Origin of the sequence: Acidibrevibacterium fodinaquatile (assembly GCF_003352165.1) — a bacterium.
Taxonomy (GTDB): domain Bacteria; phylum Pseudomonadota; class Alphaproteobacteria; order Acetobacterales; family Acetobacteraceae; genus Acidibrevibacterium; species Acidibrevibacterium fodinaquatile.
Window position 1 is genome coordinate 2,385,627 of sequence record NZ_CP029176.1, and the last position, 18,531, is coordinate 2,404,157.

The 18,531-nt window shown below is 66.4% G+C and carries 18 protein-coding genes; 2 read left to right on the top strand and 16 right to left on the bottom strand.

Annotation, left to right across the window (positions count from 1 at the left end; translation table 11 throughout):
- Positions 1-76 precede the first annotated feature (76 nt).
- The gene (gene hemF, locus DEF76_RS11425; RefSeq protein WP_114912433.1) at positions 77-967 is read left to right on the top strand and encodes an oxygen-dependent coproporphyrinogen oxidase; all 891 of its coding nucleotides are present in this window, start codon (positions 77-79) and stop codon (positions 965-967) included.
- Positions 968-1,083: 116 nt separating this feature from the next.
- On the opposite strand, the gene DEF76_RS11430 is transcribed toward hemF, so the two are convergent.
- Entirely contained in the window at positions 1,084-1,305 is a 222-nt protein-coding gene (locus tag DEF76_RS11430; RefSeq protein WP_114912434.1) for a hypothetical protein, read from the bottom strand.
- 22 nt (positions 1,306-1,327) lie between these two features.
- Positions 1,328-2,386: a glycoside hydrolase family 71/99-like protein gene (locus tag DEF76_RS11435; protein WP_114912435.1), complete on the bottom strand. Its 1,059-nt coding sequence runs from the start codon at positions 2,384-2,386 to the stop codon at positions 1,328-1,330.
- Positions 2,387-2,499: 113 nt separating this feature from the next.
- Between DEF76_RS11435 and DEF76_RS11440 the strand changes: the two genes are divergently transcribed.
- The gene (locus DEF76_RS11440; RefSeq protein ID WP_114912436.1) at positions 2,500-3,990 is read left to right on the top strand and encodes a YifB family Mg chelatase-like AAA ATPase; all 1,491 of its coding nucleotides are present in this window, start codon (positions 2,500-2,502) and stop codon (positions 3,988-3,990) included.
- 41 nt (positions 3,991-4,031) lie between these two features.
- Here DEF76_RS11440 and boxB read toward each other — a convergent pair whose 3' ends face one another.
- The 14 genes from boxB to DEF76_RS11500 form a co-directional block, all read right to left on the bottom strand.
- Positions 4,032-5,480 (bottom strand): benzoyl-CoA 2,3-epoxidase subunit BoxB, encoded by a 1,449-nt coding sequence (gene boxB / locus DEF76_RS11445; protein ID WP_114912437.1) that lies wholly within the window; start codon positions 5,478-5,480, stop codon positions 4,032-4,034.
- Positions 5,481-5,522: 42 nt separating this feature from the next.
- Positions 5,523-7,166, bottom strand: a complete 1,644-nt coding sequence (gene boxC / locus DEF76_RS11450) for a 2,3-epoxybenzoyl-CoA dihydrolase (protein ID WP_114912438.1) — start codon at positions 7,164-7,166, stop codon at positions 5,523-5,525.
- 353 nt (positions 7,167-7,519) lie between these two features.
- The gene (locus DEF76_RS11455) at positions 7,520-8,809 is read right to left on the bottom strand and encodes a flavin monoamine oxidase family protein (RefSeq protein ID WP_114912439.1); all 1,290 of its coding nucleotides are present in this window, start codon (positions 8,807-8,809) and stop codon (positions 7,520-7,522) included.
- Positions 8,806-9,660: a bifunctional 5,10-methylenetetrahydrofolate dehydrogenase/5,10-methenyltetrahydrofolate cyclohydrolase gene (locus DEF76_RS11460; RefSeq protein ID WP_114912440.1), complete on the bottom strand. Its 855-nt coding sequence runs from the start codon at positions 9,658-9,660 to the stop codon at positions 8,806-8,808. Before DEF76_RS11460 ends, DEF76_RS11455 begins: the two co-directional genes overlap by 4 nt.
- On the bottom strand, positions 9,657-9,986 hold the full coding sequence (locus DEF76_RS11465; protein WP_114912441.1) for a DUF167 domain-containing protein: 330 nt from the start codon (positions 9,984-9,986) through the stop codon (positions 9,657-9,659). Before DEF76_RS11465 ends, DEF76_RS11460 begins: the two co-directional genes overlap by 4 nt.
- Before the next feature lie 9 nt (positions 9,987-9,995).
- Entirely contained in the window at positions 9,996-10,298 is a 303-nt protein-coding gene (locus tag DEF76_RS11470; RefSeq protein ID WP_114912442.1) for a YggT family protein, read from the bottom strand.
- Between the two features lie 83 nt (positions 10,299-10,381).
- On the bottom strand, positions 10,382-11,200 hold the full coding sequence (locus DEF76_RS11475; RefSeq protein WP_114912443.1) for an ABC transporter permease: 819 nt from the start codon (positions 11,198-11,200) through the stop codon (positions 10,382-10,384).
- Positions 11,200-12,153, bottom strand: a complete 954-nt coding sequence (locus DEF76_RS11480) for an ABC transporter permease (RefSeq protein ID WP_114912444.1) — start codon at positions 12,151-12,153, stop codon at positions 11,200-11,202. Before DEF76_RS11480 ends, DEF76_RS11475 begins: the two co-directional genes overlap by 1 nt.
- On the bottom strand, positions 12,150-12,293 hold the full coding sequence (locus tag DEF76_RS19360; protein WP_162800610.1) for a hypothetical protein: 144 nt from the start codon (positions 12,291-12,293) through the stop codon (positions 12,150-12,152). Before DEF76_RS19360 ends, DEF76_RS11480 begins: the two co-directional genes overlap by 4 nt.
- 1 nt (position 12,294) lies before the next feature.
- Positions 12,295-13,776, bottom strand: a complete 1,482-nt coding sequence (locus tag DEF76_RS11485; protein ID WP_114912445.1) for an ABC transporter substrate-binding protein — start codon at positions 13,774-13,776, stop codon at positions 12,295-12,297.
- A gap of 52 nt (positions 13,777-13,828) precedes the next feature.
- A complete protein-coding gene (gene pgl / locus DEF76_RS11490; RefSeq protein WP_114912446.1) occupies positions 13,829-14,539 on the bottom strand; it encodes a 6-phosphogluconolactonase in 711 nt (236 codons plus the stop codon).
- The gene (locus DEF76_RS19365; RefSeq protein ID WP_162800611.1) at positions 14,532-14,675 is read right to left on the bottom strand and encodes a hypothetical protein; all 144 of its coding nucleotides are present in this window, start codon (positions 14,673-14,675) and stop codon (positions 14,532-14,534) included. Before DEF76_RS19365 ends, pgl begins: the two co-directional genes overlap by 8 nt.
- 31 nt (positions 14,676-14,706) lie before the next feature.
- The gene (gene gnd / locus DEF76_RS11495) at positions 14,707-15,687 is read right to left on the bottom strand and encodes a phosphogluconate dehydrogenase (NAD(+)-dependent, decarboxylating) (RefSeq protein WP_114912447.1); all 981 of its coding nucleotides are present in this window, start codon (positions 15,685-15,687) and stop codon (positions 14,707-14,709) included.
- 10 nt (positions 15,688-15,697) lie between these two features.
- Positions 15,698-18,526, bottom strand: coding sequence for a bifunctional transaldolase/phosoglucose isomerase (locus tag DEF76_RS11500; RefSeq protein ID WP_114912448.1), 2,829 nt, complete (start codon positions 18,524-18,526; stop codon positions 15,698-15,700).
- Between the last annotated feature and the right edge of the window lie 5 nt (positions 18,527-18,531).

Here is an 18,531-nt window from a genome sequence, read left to right on the forward strand (position 1 = left end):
ATTGACACAACGATTTTTTCGCGCGCGATGACACACGCCATCGACAGAATCTGCTGCCGCCGCCATAACGCAGACTATGGTCACCCCCCTCCCCCATCACGCCCTGCAAGAGCCCGCCCGCGTTTGGTTCGAGGCGCTGCGCACGCGGATTTGCGCCGCCTTTGAGGCGATCGAGGACGAGGCCGATACCGCCGATGCCCCTCCCGGCCGCTTCCATGCCAAACGCTGGCGCCGCCTGTCTGAGAGCGACGCCAATGGCGGCGATGATGGCGGCGGCGGCGAAATGCGGCTCATGCATGGGCGGGTGTTCGAAAAGGTCGGGGTCAACGTCTCCACCGTCTGGGGCGAATTCAGCCCCGATTTCGCGGCACAGATTCCGGGCGCCGCCGCAGACCGGCGTTTTTGGGCAAGCGGGATCAGCCTGGTCGCCCATATGCGAAGCCCGCACGTGCCGGCGGTGCATATGAACACGCGCTTGATCGTCACCACCGAGGGGTGGTTTGCGGGCGGCGCCGATATCACCCCCGCGGCCCCCGAGAGCGCGGCCGCCAAAGCCGACGCGGCAGCGTTTCATGACCGCCTGCGCGCCGCCTGCGACGCGTTCGATCCTGATTACTATCCGCGCTTCAAAGACTGGTGCGACCGGTATTTTTACCTGCCCCATCGTGGCGAGCGGCGCGGCCTCGGCGGCATTTTCTATGACCATTTGCGAAGCGACGACGCGGCGCGTGATTTCGCCTTCACGCGCGCGGTCGGCGAGGCATTCCTCGATATTTACCCCGCGATCGTCCGCCGCCGCATGCATGCCTCGTGGACGCCGTCCGAGCGCGAGCACTTGCTCATCCGCCGCGGCCGCTATGTCGAATTCAATCTGCTTTACGATCGTGGCACCCTGTTCGGCCTGAAAACCGGGGGCAATATCGAGGCGATTCTGATGAGCCTCCCCCCCGAAGTTCGCTGGCCTTAGAGCAAGGTAGGTTTTGATTGAACCATCCTGTTCAATCAAAACCGGCCAACTTGCTCGCCAAAATAGGGGTAGAGCGTGATCGACTTAAACCGATCGCGCTCTAGCGCTTTATCCCCTCACGGTGGCGGAAGCGCGAGAGGCAAATCCGTCGTCAGCGGGGCAGCGCAGCGCAGCGCCCCGGCCGCTGCCGAGGAAAGCCGCAAATACCAATCCTCGGGCAAGCGGCAGCCATCGGCGTCGAGTGTGAGAAATCCCGGCGCCGCTGCCGCAGCGTCCGGCGCCAGCTTGAACAAGGCCGTGCCTTCGTCCACCTCGTCGAACATGGCGCCATAGAGCATGCCCGCCCCGGCATGCACCGCGTTATAAGACCTGATGCCAGAAGAACCAGCCACAGCGCCGGGGAATAGCATTCAATGGATGCGGCCCCGGCGCATGGCGCGCGTCCATCAGATGATGCCAGGAAAATCCCGGAAATATCACCGGCATATAGTCGATCCCGGTCCCCCGCAGCGCGACGATATCCGGGGCGATGCGGGTCGCGGCAAACAGCGCGGCGCCGCGATCATCGCCATAGCGCCCAACCGCCCAGGGGCTGATGATATCGAACTGACGATAAACCGCGTCCCAGCCGGGATCGTGGCTTGCATCGAAATCATGCGTCCGCCATCCCGCCGGCACGCCGCCGAGCAATGTCACCCCGCCGAACGCAGCACTCTCGCGCCGGAGTGCGGCAAGCAGCATCGCCGCCCCACCCGGCGTGATCGGACGATCGGGAAAGCCGAGCCCCCAGAGCGCCAGCACCGGATGGCCGCGATGACGGGCATAGGCTGGGCTTGCGGTCAGACCATCGGCTGCGAGCCGATGCCAATCCGCGGCAATCACCCCGAGATCATCATCCGCGAGCCCCGAGAGATCATACATCACGAAGAAAATCCGCCCGTTCGCCACCGCCGCCGCTTGGACATTGGCGAGAACCCGGTCGATCAACGTCCGCGCCTGCGGCTCGCGCAGCGCAACCCCGAAGCGCTGCAACGCAACACCATCCAGGCCATAGTGCCGCAGCCATTGAAAATGGCGATCGACCGTTGCCGGATTTTGCGCCGAATAGACGAAAACCGGCGCCCCCGCCGGGGTTTTCAGTGCGGTCGCGCAGCGCTCCGCGACGGTCAGCTCGTCGATTGCTGGCAGCAGATCGACCGTCGGCGCGGTGCCGTCGAACCAGTGCACCCAGTGCCCGCCGGTGGCCGGATCGCCGGGGCAGGCAAACCACCCCTGATAGCCGAGAATGAGCTTATGATCGAGGCTGCTCGCATCGACCGCGCCACCAGCGCTGGCGGCGACGGGCGCCAGTGCGAGGAGAAAGCCCGCAAAGATCGCGAGACCACAGATCATGCCTCGCGTCAGAAAAGAAAATTGCATTGCTCAGCTCCCATGCACTTGCCGAGAGAAGCCGCAATCGTGCAGGAAAGCGGGGTGATGTGTCATCTTTCCTGCCGCCGGCCACAGACGGTTTCGTATCCGCTCCGCGCCCGATGAGCATCGCGCGCATCCCCTCCTTCGCGTTTTCCGGGATCGAGGCGGTGCCGGTTGAGGTGCAGGTGCAGATCGCGCCGGGGCTTCCTTCCTTTCTGGTCGTCGGCCTGCCCGACAAGGCGGTCGGTGAGGCCCGCGAGCGGGTGCGCGCCGCCCTCACCGCCATGGGATTGGCGCTGCCGCCCAAGCGGGTGATCGTCAATCTCGCGCCCGCCGATCTCCTCAAGGAGGGCAGCCATTTCGATCTCCCGATCGCGCTCGGCGTGCTCGCCGCGATGGAGGTGCTCCCCAGCGCGGAGATGGCGCAATTCGCGGCGCTTGGCGAATTGTCGCTCGATGGCAGGCTTACCCCGGTCGCGGGCGTGCTGCCGGCGGCGATCGCCGCGGTTGCGCTCGATCTCGGCCTGATCTGCCCCGGGGCGCAAGGCGGCGAGGCCGCCTGGGCGGGGCATATCGATATCGTCGCGCCGGACGACCTTCTCTCGCTGATCAACCATTTCCGCGGTACGCAGATGCTCGGCCCGCCGGCGCCGGCGATGCCACCGGCGGCCATTGGCGGCCCCGATCTTGCCGAGGTGAAGGGGATGGAAAGCGCCCGCCGCGCCCTCGAAATCGCCGCCGTCGGGGGCCATAACCTGCTCCTCATCGGCCCGCCGGGCGCCGGGAAATCGATGCTCGCGGCGCGGCTGCCCGGGCTTTTGCCGGATCTGAGCCCGGAAGAGGCGCTCGAAGTGAGCATGATCCACTCGGTTGCCGGGATGCTGGAGGAAGGGCGCCTCGTCATGCGCCCGCCCTATCGCGAGCCGCATCATTCCGCCTCCATGGCGGCCCTCACCGGCGGCGGCCAGCGCGCGCGGCCGGGCGAGGTCTCGCTCGCCCATCGCGGCGTGCTGTTTCTCGACGAATTGCCGGAATTTCCTCGCCCGGCGCTGGAGGCGCTGCGCCAGCCGATGGAGGCCGGACGCACCACCGTCTCGCGCGCAAGCGCGCACATCACCTATCCCGCGCGGTTTCAGCTCGTCGCCGCGATGAACCCCTGCCGCTGCGGCCATCTTGGCGATGCCAGCCGCGAATGCACCCGCGCGCCCCGCTGTGGCGAGGAGTATCTGAACCGCATCAGCGGCCCGCTGCTCGATCGCATCGATCTCACGGTGATGGTGCAGCCGGTGCCGCCGGCCGAACTGTCCCGCGCGCCGGCGGGGGAAGGATCGGCCGTCGTCGGCGCGCGGATCGCCGAGGCCCGCGAGCGGATGCGCGCCCGCGGCGGGGCGCCCAATGTCGAAGCCGAACCGGGCGCCATCGCGCTTGCCGATGACGCGCGCACTTTCGCAGAGCACGCGGCGGAGAAGCTGCGCCTCTCGGCGCGCGGCTTTACCCGGATCCTCCGCGTCGGGCGCAGCATCGCCGATCTCGCGGGTGCCGCCCGCGTGCGGCGCGAACACATCGCAGAAGCCCTCGCCTTCCGCCACCGCATTCCCGGAAGGCCGTGATATCGGCATGGCCTATCGTCAGGCGAGAACCGTCCTCAGGCTCACCCGTCAAGCCGCACATAGTCGAAATCGCCGGGCTTGTTGTCGATGCCGGTTTTCGGCGGCGCAATCCAGGAGGCGAATTGCCCGGGCGCGTAATGCGGGCGCATGAGGCTCGCGATGAAGGCGCCGTCCGCCGCGTCGGGCAAAAACTCATGGCGCCGCGCTTGCCATTCCGCGGCACTCATGATCTCGCCGTCAGGATCGGTTTCGATCGCCGCGAACTCGCCGATCCGGCGATTGAACGCGACATGCGGCAAGCGCAAGGCGAAATCGATGCCGAGCTTCTCGATCAACGCGTTCCAGCGCCGCACGCCGGAGAGACAATCCGCAACGTAATCGTCGCGCAGCCGCATGTTCAGCGCCGACAACGCCGCCACCTCCTGCTTGCGGATCACGCCATCGACCAGGCGAAGCACCGGATAGGTGTCGTTCAGCAACTGATGGTCGTCGGTCAGCTTGTCCTCACGATAGCGCCCCTTGAGCCCGGCATGGAAAACATTGGCGGCGTTGGTGCTGATTTCATTGCCGAAGAGATCGAGGGTGAGCGAAAAATGGAGATTGAGCTTTTTCTGAATGGTCGGCAGATCGATGACACCGAGCGCCCGCACCCGCTCAATCGCCAAAGGATCCTCGATCCCGGCCGCGCGCATCGCCTCGCACGTCCTTTGAATGGTGCGTGAGATTCCCGAATCGCCGACGAACATGTGATGCGCTTCCTCGGTCAGCATGAAGCGGCAGGTGCGCGACAGCGGATCGAACCCCGATTGCGCCAGCGCCGCCAATTGCATCTTGCCGTCGCGGTCGGTGAAGAAGGTGAACATGAAAAATGAGAGCCAATCCGGCGTCGCCTCGTTGAAGGCGCCGAGCATGCGCGGCGCATCGCGATCGCCCGAGCGGCGACGGAGCAAGTCTTCCGCCTCCTCGCGGCCGTCGCGGCCGAAATATTTGTGGAGAAGATAGACCATCGCCCAGAGATGCCGCCCCTCCTCGACATTCACCTGAAAGAGATTGCGAAGATCATAAAGCGAAGGCGCGGTCGCGCCGAGATGGCGTTGTTGTTCGACGGACGCCGGTTCGGTATCGCCCTGGATCACGATCAAGCGGCGCAGCATGGCGCGGTACTCGCCGGGGACTTCCTGCCACGCCTTCTCGCCCTTGTGGGCGCCGAACGGGATACGGCGATCGGGCACGGCCGGGGCGAGCAGAATTCCCCAGCGGTACTCCGGCATGCGCACGTAATCGAATTTCGCCCATCCCTCGGGGTCGACCCCGACCGCGGTGCGGAGATAGACGAGGCTTTCCTGGAATCCCTCCGGCCCCATCGTTTTCCACCAATCGATATAGCCGGGATGCCAGGTCTCGAGCGCTTTTTTCACCCGCGGATCGGCATTGAGGCCGACATTGTTCGGGATCAGACCATCATAATCGACGTCCATTCCATCAGGCATTTTCGTTTTCTCCCCGTCCTCTCGCCGTCTCGCCGCGCTATCTCAGACGCGGCGGAAATCGTAATCGGGCTGCACCCCGCTGCCGTAGCGTTTCAACGCGCCCTGCTCACCGATCGCATTCGGGCGCTGGAACACCCAGTTCTGCCAGGCGGTAAGGCGGGCGAAGATACGTGTTTCCATGGTTTCGGGACCGGGGACACGAAGATTGGCCTCCATCGCGGTCAGCGCATCGGGCGAAAAACTCGCGCGTTCTTCGAGCATGATCCGCACCTCGTCCTCCCAGTCGACATCGTCGAAGCGAAGCGTGATCAACCCCGCTGCCTCGGCCGCCTCGGCGGTGAGTGGGGTGGCGAGGAGATCGCGTGCCGCAGCAAGCCCCGCCGGGTCATCGAGAAAACGCGCGCCAAGGCGGGTCAGATCATTGCCCATCGGATAGGCGCCGAAATTGAGCGGGCCGAGAGCCAGGCGGGCGACCGCCTGCCCGCCATCCGGCCCGTCCAGCATCAGCGCGCGATCGGCGGCGAGCACGATCTCAGCGAGGGTTCCGGCAAAGCACGAGCGCGGCTCGACGAGCGCGATCAGGCTGCGCGAGGTCATATCGAGGCGTTTGAAAACCCGCTTGAGATAAAGCAGGATTTCACGCACCAGCCAGTCCTCGCGATACCCCTCGAGCAGCCGATCAGCGGCTTGCACGGCCTCGAGATCGCCGCGCGCCCGAAAAACCAAAGTGCCGATCTCGGGTTCGTTGGTCCGCAGATGCAAGAGCGCATCATCGAGCGCGCGGGCAAAGGCGAGCGGCCAGAAACTCGCGCCCGCCTGAAAAATCCCCGCAAGATCGCGGGGCAAGCTCTCGGGGCCATGAATGAGGAGATCGGCGCGGCGCGCGGCGCGATCGATCGTGACGTCGAGCGTTGGATAATGGATCGCATCGGCGGAAAATTCGCGTGCAAGCGGGGTAAGGGCGATGCCTCGCGCCGCCGGACGATCGCTCCGCGCGGCAAACGCCTCGGCGCGGGCGGCGACGGTAGCCTCCCAGGCGCTCGGCGGCACCACCTCATCGACGAGCCGCCACGCCAGCGCCCGCGCGCCGCGCACGCCTTCTTCCATCAGGCAAAAGAGATCGGCGCGATCGCGACGCACGCGGCGCTTGTCGGTGAGCCGCGTCAGCCCGCCGGTGCCGGGGAGAACCGCGAGCAGCGCGACCTCGGGCAGGGAAACCGTCGAGCGGCGATCATCGATCAGCAGGATATGCTCCGCGGTCATCGCCAACTCATAGCCACCACCGGCCGCGGTGCCGTTCACGGCGGCGAGATAGGTTTGACCGGAATGAGCGCTCGCATCCTCGATCGCAAGCCGCGTCTCATTGGTGAATTTGCAAAAATTGACTTTATGGCCATGCGAGGCGCCAGCGAGCATGCGGATATTGGCGCCGGCGCAAAAGACGTTTTCCTTGGCCGAGCCGAGCACCACGGCGCCAATTTCGGGATGTTCAAAACGCAACCGCTGGACCGCGTCGGCGAGTTCGATATCAACGCCGAGATCATAAGAATTGAGTTTCAATTCATAGCCTTCGGCGATGCCGCCTCCGGGATCGACATCCATGAGAAGCCGCGCGATGCGCCCCTCGCATTGCATCCGCCAATGACGATAACGGTCGGGATGGGTCTGAAAATCGATGCGCTTCATGGGGTTGCACCCATCGGGTTGATCATCCTTGGCACGTTTTTTGGTTGGTTCATAGCGAAGGGATAGAGTATACGCGACCACGCTCGCAATCCCTGAAAAAAAACGCCGCCGCCAATAGGCTGACCATCGCCCGCGGTCGAGCGCGGCGAGGATGCGGCGGAGGGCGTTTTTGTCGGCATTGGTCAGGTTTTCCTTCGCGCGCTTGGCGTTCCTGTCGAGCAGAGTGAAGGCATCGCGAGCGGTCAGGACGACATAGATCGCCCGCGCGCCGCCGGTGCCGGGGATGACGGGCCAAGCCTCGGCTCAGGGGGACCAGCCGGGCAGCGCCAGGGCTTCGTCGGAGCGCCAGCCGGTCAGGGCGAGGAAGCGCAGACATGCCACGCCGTGCGCGCGGCCATGCGGGCGGTGATGAGGGCGCCGGCGACGGTGCCGGCGAGGGTCGGATGGCAGGCTTCGCCGGCGAAGGTGAGGCGACCTTCGGCGAGCGGCGTCGCGAGCGTAAGCCGCGCCGCTGCCGCGCCCGGCAGCGGGTAGGCGTAGGCGCCGAGGAAGCGGGGATCGCTGCCCCAATCGGTGACAACGGCGCCGGGGGCGAAGGCGCGGGCGGCGCGGGCGCCGAACAGGCGGGTGAGTTCGGCGCGGGCGAAATCTTCGGCGGCTTGGCTGCCGGCGCCGGCGAGCGCCCAGGCGGTCTCCCCGCCGACGAAGCCGATCACATGATCGCGCCCGCGTGGCCAGGCATTGAAGGCCATGAAGGGCTCGCCACGGGCGTCGAGCCGGCGCTCAACAAAGCATCCCGGCGGCAGGTCGAGCCGATCCTCCCCCGCTGCCCGCAGCGCGACCTTGCTCAGAAGTCCCATCGGCAGGGTAGCGATGGCGGCTTCGATGGTCTCCGGCAAAGCGGGCGTGAAGCTGATCCCGCCGGCGGCGAGGACGCCGGTGGAGACGGTGACGATGGCGGCCTTGGCGCGGACCGTCCCGCGCGGCGTCGCGAGCACGACAGCGCGCCCACCCCAATCGAGGCGCGAGACCGGGGTTGCGAGCGAGAGCGTCTCCGGCGGCGGGGCGAGCAGGCGGAGGACATAGGCGCCGAGCCCCTCTGGCGGCAAGAGGTTGGTGCCCTCCAACCGGTTCGCCCGCCAATCGGCGAGGCTGAGCCGGGCGGGGTCGGCGGCGGCGATCAGGGTGGCCTCGATCGCCTCGATATTGGCGTGCCAGGGGTTGGGCGGCAGGGCGTCGAGTGCTGCGGCGAAGCTCGGGTCGGGTCCGGGCGCGTCCGCGCGAGCGATCAGAGCGGCCTCGAGCGCCTCGTCGGCGGCGTCGCGGGCAGCGAGTTCGGCCTCGCTCGCCCGCCGCCCGCCGATGATGGCAATGCGCCGGCGGGTGCGGGCGGTATCGATCAGCGTCTCGCCGCGCCGCTGGCCGAGGCGCGCGAGCGGGTTGCGCTCGGCGTTATGGAGCCAGGAGGCGCCGTGATCGAAGGGGGCGCCACCGAGGGCGGCGGGATGGTCGGTGAAGGCGCGGCCGCCCGCGCGCGGCAAGGCTTCGAGGAGGACGAGGCGAGCGCCACGCCGGGCGAGCCAGGCAGCCGCCGCGAGCCCGGCGACACCGGCGCCGACGATCGCGACATCGATCTCGCTCACCCCATCGCCGCCACGCGGCGCCGCGCCGCCGCTTCCAGCGTGTTTTCGAGAAGGTAGGCGATGGTCATCGGCCCGACCCCACCCGGCACCTTGGTGATCGCGCTCGCCTTTGCCGCGCACTCGGCGAAGGCGACGTCGCCGCGCAGTTTGCCGTCCGCGCCGCGATTGATGCCGACATCGATCACCACCGCGCCCGGGGCGATCCAGTCGCCACGCACCATTTCGGCGCGGCCGACGGCGGCGATGACGATCTCGGCGCGGCGGCATTCGGCAGCGATGTCGCGGGTGCGCGAATGAAGCAGCGTCACCGTCGCGTCCGCCGCCGTCAGAAGGGCTGCGACCGGCCGGCCGACGATCGCCGAGCGCCCGAGCACCGCCGCCCGCGCGCCGGCGAGGCGGGTTCCGGCCTCGGCGAGCAGCCGCATCACCCCGCGCGGCGTGCATGGCACGAGGGCGGGGAGACCAAGCACGAGATAACCGGCGTTGATCGGGTGGAATCCGTCCACGTCCTTGGCCGGGTCGATCGCCTCGATCACGCGCTGGGCGTGGATATGGGCGGGAAGCGGCAATTGCACCAGGATGCCGTCGGTCGCGGGATCGGCGTTGAGCTCGGCGATCAGGGCGAGCAGCGCCGACTCGGCGGTGGTCGCGGGCAGCGCGATGGTGCGCGCCGCTATGCCCGACTCCCGGGCCGCGCGCTCCTTGTTGCGGACATAGACGGCGCTCGCCGGGTTATCGCCGACGATCACCACCGCAAGACCGGGGCGATAGGGGAGCGTCGCGATTTTCGCGGCGATGTCGGCGCGCATCCGCTCGGCGAGCGCTTTACCGTCGAGGATTCGCGCGGTCATCGTTTGATCTCCCCGGCCTCGGCTTCCAGGGCGGCGAGGCGGGCGCTGAGCCCGGCCGGATCGCCGGTGATGTGGAGCCGCTTCTCGCGCGCGCTCTCCCCGGCGATGACCGCGACCCTACCGCGTGGCACATCCAGCATTTCGGCGAGCAGCGCGCGGACGGCCTCGTTCGCGCAACCTTCCCGCGCCGGCGCGGTGACCGCGAGAGCGAGCCGGGCGCGGCCCCGCGCATCCGTCACCACCCCGAGAACCCCCGCCCGGCGCTGCCCGGGCTTCACCGTCACCGCCAGCACGACACCATCTCCCGCCGCCTGCCAGACCGCCATCGCGGCATGTCAGAACAACCCGGCGCGCCAGAGGCTGATCTGGATTTCGCCGAGCAGGATGCGCAGCGCCTGCAACAGCACGACGAGGATGATCGGGCTGATGTCGATGCCGCCGAAATAGGGCAGGATCGAGCGGATCGGCCGCAGCGCCGGCTCGGTGATGCGGTTGAGGAAATCGGCGATCGTCCAGACCAGCCGGTTGCGGGTGTCGAGCACGTTGAAGGCGATCAGATTGCTCATCACCGCGGCCAGGATGACGGCCCAGAAATAGAGCGTGATCAGCTCATTGAGCAGCCAGAAGAGTGCGTTCATGCGAACCCGATCAAGCGCGCGGGACGGCGCGCGGAAGGAGGGTGAAGGATCTCCCCCACCTCTAGCCAGGAAGTGCGCCGGCTTCAATCCCGGAGCGTGCGAAGCCGCGGATCGAGCCAGTCGCGGAGCCCGTCGCCGAGCAGATTGAGCCCCAACACCGCCGCCATGATCGCAAGCCCGGGAAAAATCGCAAGCCGCGGCGCCGTGAAAATATAGGTCTGCGCGTCGTTCAGCATCCGCCCCCAGCTCGGCGCCGGCGGCTGTGTCCCAAGCCCGACATAGGCGAGCCCTGCCTCGGCGAGGATGGCGAGCGCGAACTGGATGCTCGCCTGCACGATGAGAAGGGCGGCGATATTGGGCAGGATATGCGACCGGCTGATCGCAAGCTCGTTTCGCCCAAGCATCGCCGCGGCGCGCACGAAATCCCGCGCCCCGAGCGCCCGCGTCGCCCCGCGGGCCAAGCGGGCGAAAACCGGGACATTGAAAATCCCAATCGCGAGCGCTGCGGCCATCGCCCCGGGCCCGGCGAGCGCGGTGATGATGACGGCGGTGAGCAGGGCGGGAAACGCAAACAGGAGATCGGCGCCACGCATCACCAGATCATCGACGATCCCGCCGCGCCGCCCGGCGATGAGACCGAGCGGCACGCCGGCCGCAATGCCAGCCGCGACCGCGATCAAAGCGATCGCGAGCGAATGATGCCCACCGGCGATCAGCATCGAAAACACGTCGCGCCCGAGAGGGTCGGTGCCGAGCCAATGGGCGGCGGAAGGGGGCGCGAGCCGGTGCGCGATATCGATCGCAGTTGGCGGATAGGGCGTCCAGACCAAAGCGAGCAGCGACATCGCCAGCATCAAACTGCTGAGCCCGCCACCGATGATGAGCGCGACATGCCTTCGCATCAATGCCCGCCTTGGGCGCGAAGGCGCGGATCGATCAGCACATAAGCGATATCGACGAAGAAATTGACGACGATAACGCTGCCGGCGAGCAAGACGACGAGCGCCTGGACGACGATGAGATCGCGCCCGGCAATCGCCTGGAAGACCAGCCGGCCGAGCCCCGGCAGCGTGAAAACGTTCTCGATGATGATGGTACCGGCAAGCAGAAACGAGAATTGCAGGCCGAGGATGGTCACCACCGGGATCAGCGCGTTGGGCAACGCATGACGCCAGAGCGCGCGGCCAGGGCTTAGCCCCTTGGCGAGCGCGGTCCGCATGTAATTCTCCGCCAGGGTTTCCAGCATCGAAGCGCGGGTGACGCGCGCAAGAATCGCGCCTTGCGGCAACGCCAGCGCCAAGGCGGGCAGGATCAGCGCGCGCACGCCCGGCCATACCCCGCCGCCCCAGCCCGGAAAGCCACTGGCGGGGAACCACGCGAGTTTCACCGAAAATAGCAGGATCAAGAGCAACCCGAGCCAAAAATTCGGCACCGCGACGCCAACCTGCGCCGCCGCCATGGTGAGCGTATCGCCCGCCCGGCCGCGGTTGGCGGCGGCAAAAACCCCTGTTGGAATGGCGATCGCCGTGGAGACTGCGATCGCCAGCAACGCGAGCGGCAGGCTGACCCCGATGCGATCGACGATCAGCCCGGCAACCGGCACGTGATAGGTGAAGCTCTCGCCGAAATCCCCGACCAGCATGGCGCCGAGCCAAGCGAAAAGCCGCACGATCGCCGGCCGGTCGAGGCCCATGGCGTGATGCAGCGCCGCCAGCGTGTCCGGCCGCGCATTGACGCCAAGGATCAGCGCCGCCGGGTCGCCAGGCAGCACCTCGAGCACGAGAAACACCAACACCGCCGCTGCGAACAAAGTGAGCGCGAGCGTGAGCAGACGCGACCCGAGATAGCGGATCATCGAAGGTAAGAAAGAATTTCTTCTTTTTCTGAAGAAAAAGAAGCAAAAAGACGTTCTTCCCGGTGTACGCGGCGTGGCAAGCGCGCTCGGACTGGGTAGTGGCGTAGATATTGGCCAACGAAAAAGAGCAAATCTCTCATCTCAATTTCCCCAATAGACGCCGGTGACGTCATTCGCCGGGATTGGATCATTGACCCAGAGACCATGCAGATGAGCGTTCCAGACGCCGATTTTCGGGAGGACGTACAGGAAGACATTAGGCTCGTCTTCGGCGAGCTTGCGCTGCATCTGCTGCAAAAGATCGATGCCGGCGGCGGGATCGGGGGTTTCACGATAGCGCTGAAAGAGCGCCCGGAAATCGGCGTTGGCGTAGTTGAAATAATAATGATCGCGGGCATAGATCGCGAGATCGCGGGGCTCGGTATGGGCGATGATGGTCATGTCGAAATCGGAACGCTTGAACACCTGATCGAGCCAGGTCGCCCATTCCATCGGCACCAGCTCGACAGTGAGCCCGACCGCCTGCAGCATCGCCGCGATCACCTCGCCGCCACGCCGAGCGTAAGGCGGCGGCGGCAGCGCGAGCGTAAAGCGCGTCCCCGGCGCGATGCCGGCTTCGGCGAGCAGCGCCTTGGCGCGCGCCGGATCATAGGGGTAGGTCGCGGCGAGATCGATGAAACCGGGGTCGTTTGGCGTGTAATGCGAGCCGATGATCCGCGCCGCGACCGATATCGTCGCTTCCACCAGCGCGCGGCGGTCGATCGCATAGGCCAACGCGCGGCGGACGCGAATATCATCGAACGGTTTGCGGGCATCATTGAGGGCGAGGATGGTCTTGCCCTCGGTCGCCCCGATAACGACGGAAAACCGCGAATCGGCGCGAAGTTGCGGCAGGATTTCAGGGGCGGGAAAATTGCCGAAAGCGTCGATATCGCCGGCGAGCAGGGCGGCGGCGGCGGCGGCAGGATCGGCGATGAATTTGAAGGTGACGGCGGCAAGCTTTGGCGCGACGCCCCAATAGCCGGGAAAGCGCGCGAGGTCGACATGGTCGCCCTTCACCCAGCGCACGAAGCGGAACGGCCCGGTGCCGATCGGGTTGGTTTGATTGCCAGCGGCGGAATTAGGCGCGACCATCACCGCATCCCCCCAGCCGAGACCATAGAGAAAATCGGCATCCGGGCGCTTGAGGGTGATCACCGCGGTTTCCGGCGCCGGACAATCGATCGCCGCGATCGGCTCGAAAATCTCCTTCTGCGCATTGGTGCTGTCTGGCGCGCGGGCGCGGTCGAGGGAAAATTTCACGACGCCACAATCAAACGGCGTGCCGTCATGGAAGGTGACATGCGGGCGAAGCGCGAAGCGGTAGGTCTTGCCATCGGGCGATATCGTCCATGACGCGGCAAGGCCGGGAACGGTATGGCCTTGGCCATCGATCCGCGTCAGCCCCTCGAAAACATTGGCGTAGACGATTTCGCGGATCGCCGCGGCAGCACCGGCGGTGGGGTCGAGGCCCGGCGGCTCCAACACCATCCCGAGCGTGAGCGTATCCTTGGCCCAAGCCGGGCCGGCGCCCGCGAGGATGATCCCGATGACCGCCAGCCACCACCGCGCCCGATACGTCATTGTCGTCTCCCCGTTCAAGGCGGCGAGACTGTCGCGAGCGCTGGCGACGCGGTCAAGAGGCGGCGGCGCGATCGAGGAACCAGAGCGTCTCGCCGAGCGGGTGGAGATGCGCCGCCGGCACGTCCGCGCGGCCTTCGCGCACGGCACGACAGATCGCCGCCTTGCCCCGGCCGGCGACCAGAAAAGCCGCTGCGCGGCAGCTTTCAAGGGCGGGATAGGTCAGGGTAATGCGGATTTCGGGCCGGCCTTGCGCCACGGGGGCGACCCAAGCGCTGCGTTCGGCGAGCACCGCCTGGCCGGGGATGAGGGAGGCGGTATGGCCGTCTTCGCCGAGGCCGAGAAAAACGACGTCGAACAACGGCCGAGCGGGGTCGAGCGTCTCGGCGCCGTAGCTCCGCTTGAGCAGCGCCTCATAGCGCGCGGCGGCGTCCGCCGGCGTGCCATCGGTTGGAATCGGGTGGATGTTCGCCGCCGGGATCGCGATGTGATCGAGAAGGGCGTGCCGCGTCATCCCGTAATTGCTTTCGGGATGATCCGCTGGCACGAAGCGCTCATCGCCCCAGAAGAGTTCGACACGCGCCCAGGGAATCGTGTCGCGATACGGCGGCGCCGCGAGTTTTTCGAACAGATCGCGCGGGGTCGAGCCGCCGCTCAAGGCAATGCGCATCGGCCCCACGCCTTGCGCGATGCGCGCGGCGAGCCAGTCCGCAACCGCCGTCGCCAGCGCCGCGCGATCGGCGGCGATGTGGAGGGAATCATGCATCTAAAAGTAGATCAAAAGGAAGAAAATCTTCTTTTTCTGAAGAAAAAGAAGCAAAAAGACTTTCTTCCCGTTTCCCCTGCACACCTAATCTCCAACAGACAAACGTTTTTTGGTTCTTTTTTTCAAAAAAGAACAAGGAGTCTACCCTCCTTAACCTTCCGATCCGGTCACTTCGTGGGTTGCTCGACATGGCCGCCGAAACCATAGCGCATGGCGGACAGCAGCTTGTCGGCGAAGCTTTCCTCTTCGCGCGAGCGAAACCGGGCATAGAGTGCCGCAGAGAGCACGTTGGCCGGCACCGCCTCGTCGATCGCCGCTTCGATCGTCCAGCGGCCCTCGCCGGAATCGGCGACGTGGCCGGAAAAATGCGATAGATCGGGATTTTCCGCGAGCGCCGCGGCGGTGAGATCGAGCAGCCAGGAGGAAATCACGCTGCCCCGGCGCCAGACCTCGGCGATATCGGGGAGATTGAGGGTGAAACGCTCGGATTCCGGCAGCGCTTCCGAGACGCGATGGCGGAGAATGTCGAACCCTTCCGCATAGGCCTGCATCAGGCCGTATTCGATGCCGTTATGGACCATTTTGACGAAATGCCCGGCGCCGGCCGGGCCGGCGTGGAGGTAGCCCTGCTCGGCGCGGTGGTCGAATTTCTCCCGCCCCGGGGTCCGCGGCGCATCACCGGCGCCAGGCGCAAGCGCGCGAAAAATCGGGTCGAGGTGATCGACGGTCGGCTTATCGCCGCCGATCATCATGCAAAACCCGCGCTCGAGCCCCCAAACGCCACCCGACGTGCCGACATCGACGTAATGCAGGCCGCGCTTTCGCAATTCGCTGGCGCGGCGGATATCGTCCTTGAAGTAGGTATTGCCGCCATCGATGACGATGTCATCTTTTGTGAAGATTTCAGCAATTTTGGCGATGGTGTCCTCGGTGATATGGCCTGCGGGCAGCATCACCCAGGCGATACGCGGCGGCGCCAGCTTCTCGGCGAGTGCCGCGAGCGAGGGGGCACCCTCGGCGCCCTCCTTTTCGAGGGTGGCGATCGCATCGGCCGAGAGGTCGAAGACGACGGTTTGGTGGCCCGCGCGCATCAACCGCCGGGCGATGTTCGCGCCCATCCGGCCGAGTCCGATGATGCCGAGTTTCATGGTATTTTCCTCATGATGTCAGGGCGAGAGCACGCGCGAGAGCAGCCTCGAGGGCGGCGAGAGCGTGCGCGAGGTCGCCCCCGAGATGAAGGCGAAGCACGCGCCGTTTGCGCTCGACGAGCACCTCGAGATCCCCCAAGGCCTGCGCCGCTTTGACGACGCCAAAGCTCGCGCGCTGGCCGGGGACCGCGATGTCGTTCGCGTCCGATGCCGTGATCTGCAGGAAAATCCCGGAATTCGGCCCGCCTTTGTAAACCTGGCCGGTCGAGTGCAGAAAGCGCGGGCCGAAGCCGACGCAGGTCGCGATTTTTTTGGCGGCAAGAATATGCGTGCGGAGTTTTTCGAGCGCCGCCTCATGCGCCGGGTTGCGCGCGATATAGGCGAGGAGTGCCGCGTAATCCCCGGCTTTGGCGCGTGCAAAATGCGCGGCGAGCGCCTCGGCGAGGGTTTTCGCGCCTGAGAGTGCGCGCGCATTCAGGGGATCGGCGTAAACCGTGATCTCGCCGTCACGAAGCAGCGGTTCGCTTTCGGGAAGGGCGCCGGTCTTCTCGAACGCCTCGGTGAGCGCCTTGGTCTTGACCTTGCTCGCCTCGACATCGGGCTGATCGAACGGGTTGATGCCGAGGACATTGCCGGCAACCGCGGTCGCAATCTCCCAGCGAAAGAATTCCTGGCCGATATGATGGGGCGAGGGCACGCGAAGGCGCGCGACCGGGCGGCCCGCTTTCTCCAGGGCCGCGACCAGCGCCTCCTGTGCTGCGTCGGCGTGGTCTTCCAGTTCGAGATAGGCGAACACGCGATCCTCGCTATACGCCTCGGGCGCGACCGGCGGCTCGCCCGCGATCGGGATCAGCCCGAGGCCCTGTTTGCCGGTCGATTCGGCGAGCAATTGTTCGAGCCAGGCACCGATCGCCTTGATCCCGGGGGACGCCATGATCGTCACCTTGTCGCGCCCGGCGCGGGCGTTGATGCCGAGAAAGACACCGAGTGCGACGCCAGGATTTTCGCTCGGCGGCACGCTCGCGCCGCAGGCATGGTACATTTGCTTGGCAAGGGCAAGGAGCTGCGCGACATCGAGCCCGAGCGCGGCCGCCGGCACCAGGCCGAAATGCGACAGCACCGAATAGCGCCCACCGATCGTCTTCTCGCCCGGAAAAATCGCGCGGTAGCCATCCGTCTTGGCGATTTTCTCGAGCGCCGAGCCGGGGTCGGTGATCGCGACGAACTGCGTGGCGTTGTTTGCGCGGGCGAAGAAATAGCGCCGCATCAGCTCGGGCTCCAACGTCGAGCCGGATTTGCTGGCGACGATGAAAAGCGTGGTTTTGAGCGTGATCGCGGCCTCGAGGGCGGCGATCTGCGCCGGGTCGGTGGAATCGAGCATGTGAAAGCGTGGCCCCTTGACGGCCGGGGCCAGCGTCGTCGCCAGCACTTCGGCGCCGAGGCTGGAGCCGCCCATGCCGAGGAGCACGATGTCGGTAAAACCCTCCTTGGCGATCTCGGCGCCGAACGCGGTGAGCGCCGGCAGCGCCGCCTCGCCGGCGGCAATGGCGTCAAGCCAGCCGAGCCAGTGATCCTCGTCGCCGCCCGTCCAGAGCGCCGAATCGCGCCGCCAGAGGAGACGGATCAAGCCTTCTTCGCGCCAGCGCTCCATCTCGGCGGCGAAGGTTTCGCCGTCCGGCCCCGGCGCGATCACCTGGCGCGGCGCTTTGCCGTCCAGCACCTCGGCGCGGCGGCGCGCAACGGCGGCAAAGAGCTTGTCGGCATCGTCGGCGAAGCGGCGAACGCCATCGACGACCAGCGCCTCGGTGATCGCATCGAGCGAGATATGCAGGCGCGCGAGCGACGAGAGAACCGCTTCGGCGTCGGCCAAGCCCTGCGTCAATGTCACCTTGGCGTGGCCGTGGTCGCGCATCGCGTCCATCGTCGCCGGTGGCATGGTGTTGACCGTCTCCGGCCCGATCAGTTCGTCGACATAGAGCGTATCGGGCAAGGATTTGCTTTTGGTGCCGGTCGAGGCCCAGAGCAAGCGTTGCGGCCGCGCGCCCTTGGCCGCGAGTTTTCGCCAACGCGGAGTCTCGATCAGCGCCTGATAGCGCTGATAGGCGCGTTTGGCGTTGGCGATCGCGACCTTGCCGTCAAGGGCGCGCAGCGCCTCGGCTTCCGTGGCGGAGGCGGTCTTTAGCCGCTCGGCGACCTCGCGTTCGACCGCGGCGTCGATCCGGCTGACGAAGAAGCTGGCGACGGAAGCGATGCCGGCGATGTCGCGCTTGGCGGCACTGGCGGCCTCCAACCCGGCGAGATAGGCCTCCGCCACCGCTTCATAGGCGGCAACCGAGAACAGCAGGGTGACATTGACGTTGATCCCGTCGCCGATCAGGGTCCGGATCGCCGGCACGCCGGGCTCGGTGCCGGGCACCTTGATCATCAGATTGGGGCGCTCGACGGCGCGCCAGAGCCGCCGCGCCTCGGCGATCGTGCCCTCGGTGTCCATCGCGAGATAAGGAGAGACCTCGAGGCTGACATAGCCGTCGACCCCCTTGGTCCGCTCATAGACCGGGCGCAACTGGTCGGCCGCCATACGGATATCGGCGATGGCGAGATGCTCGAACAGGGCGTCGACGTCGCGATCGGCGGCGCGCACGCAAGCGGCGAGATCGGCGTCGTAATCCGTCGAATGGGCGATCGCTTTTTCAAAGATCGAGGGGTTGGAGGTAACGCCACGGATACCGTCTTCGGCGATCAGGCGTTGCAAGTCTCCCTTCTCCAATAACGGGCGGCTCACGAAATCGAGCCAAACCGATTGGCCGAGGGTGGGAAGCTGGGCCAGGGGATTGGTCATGTTCG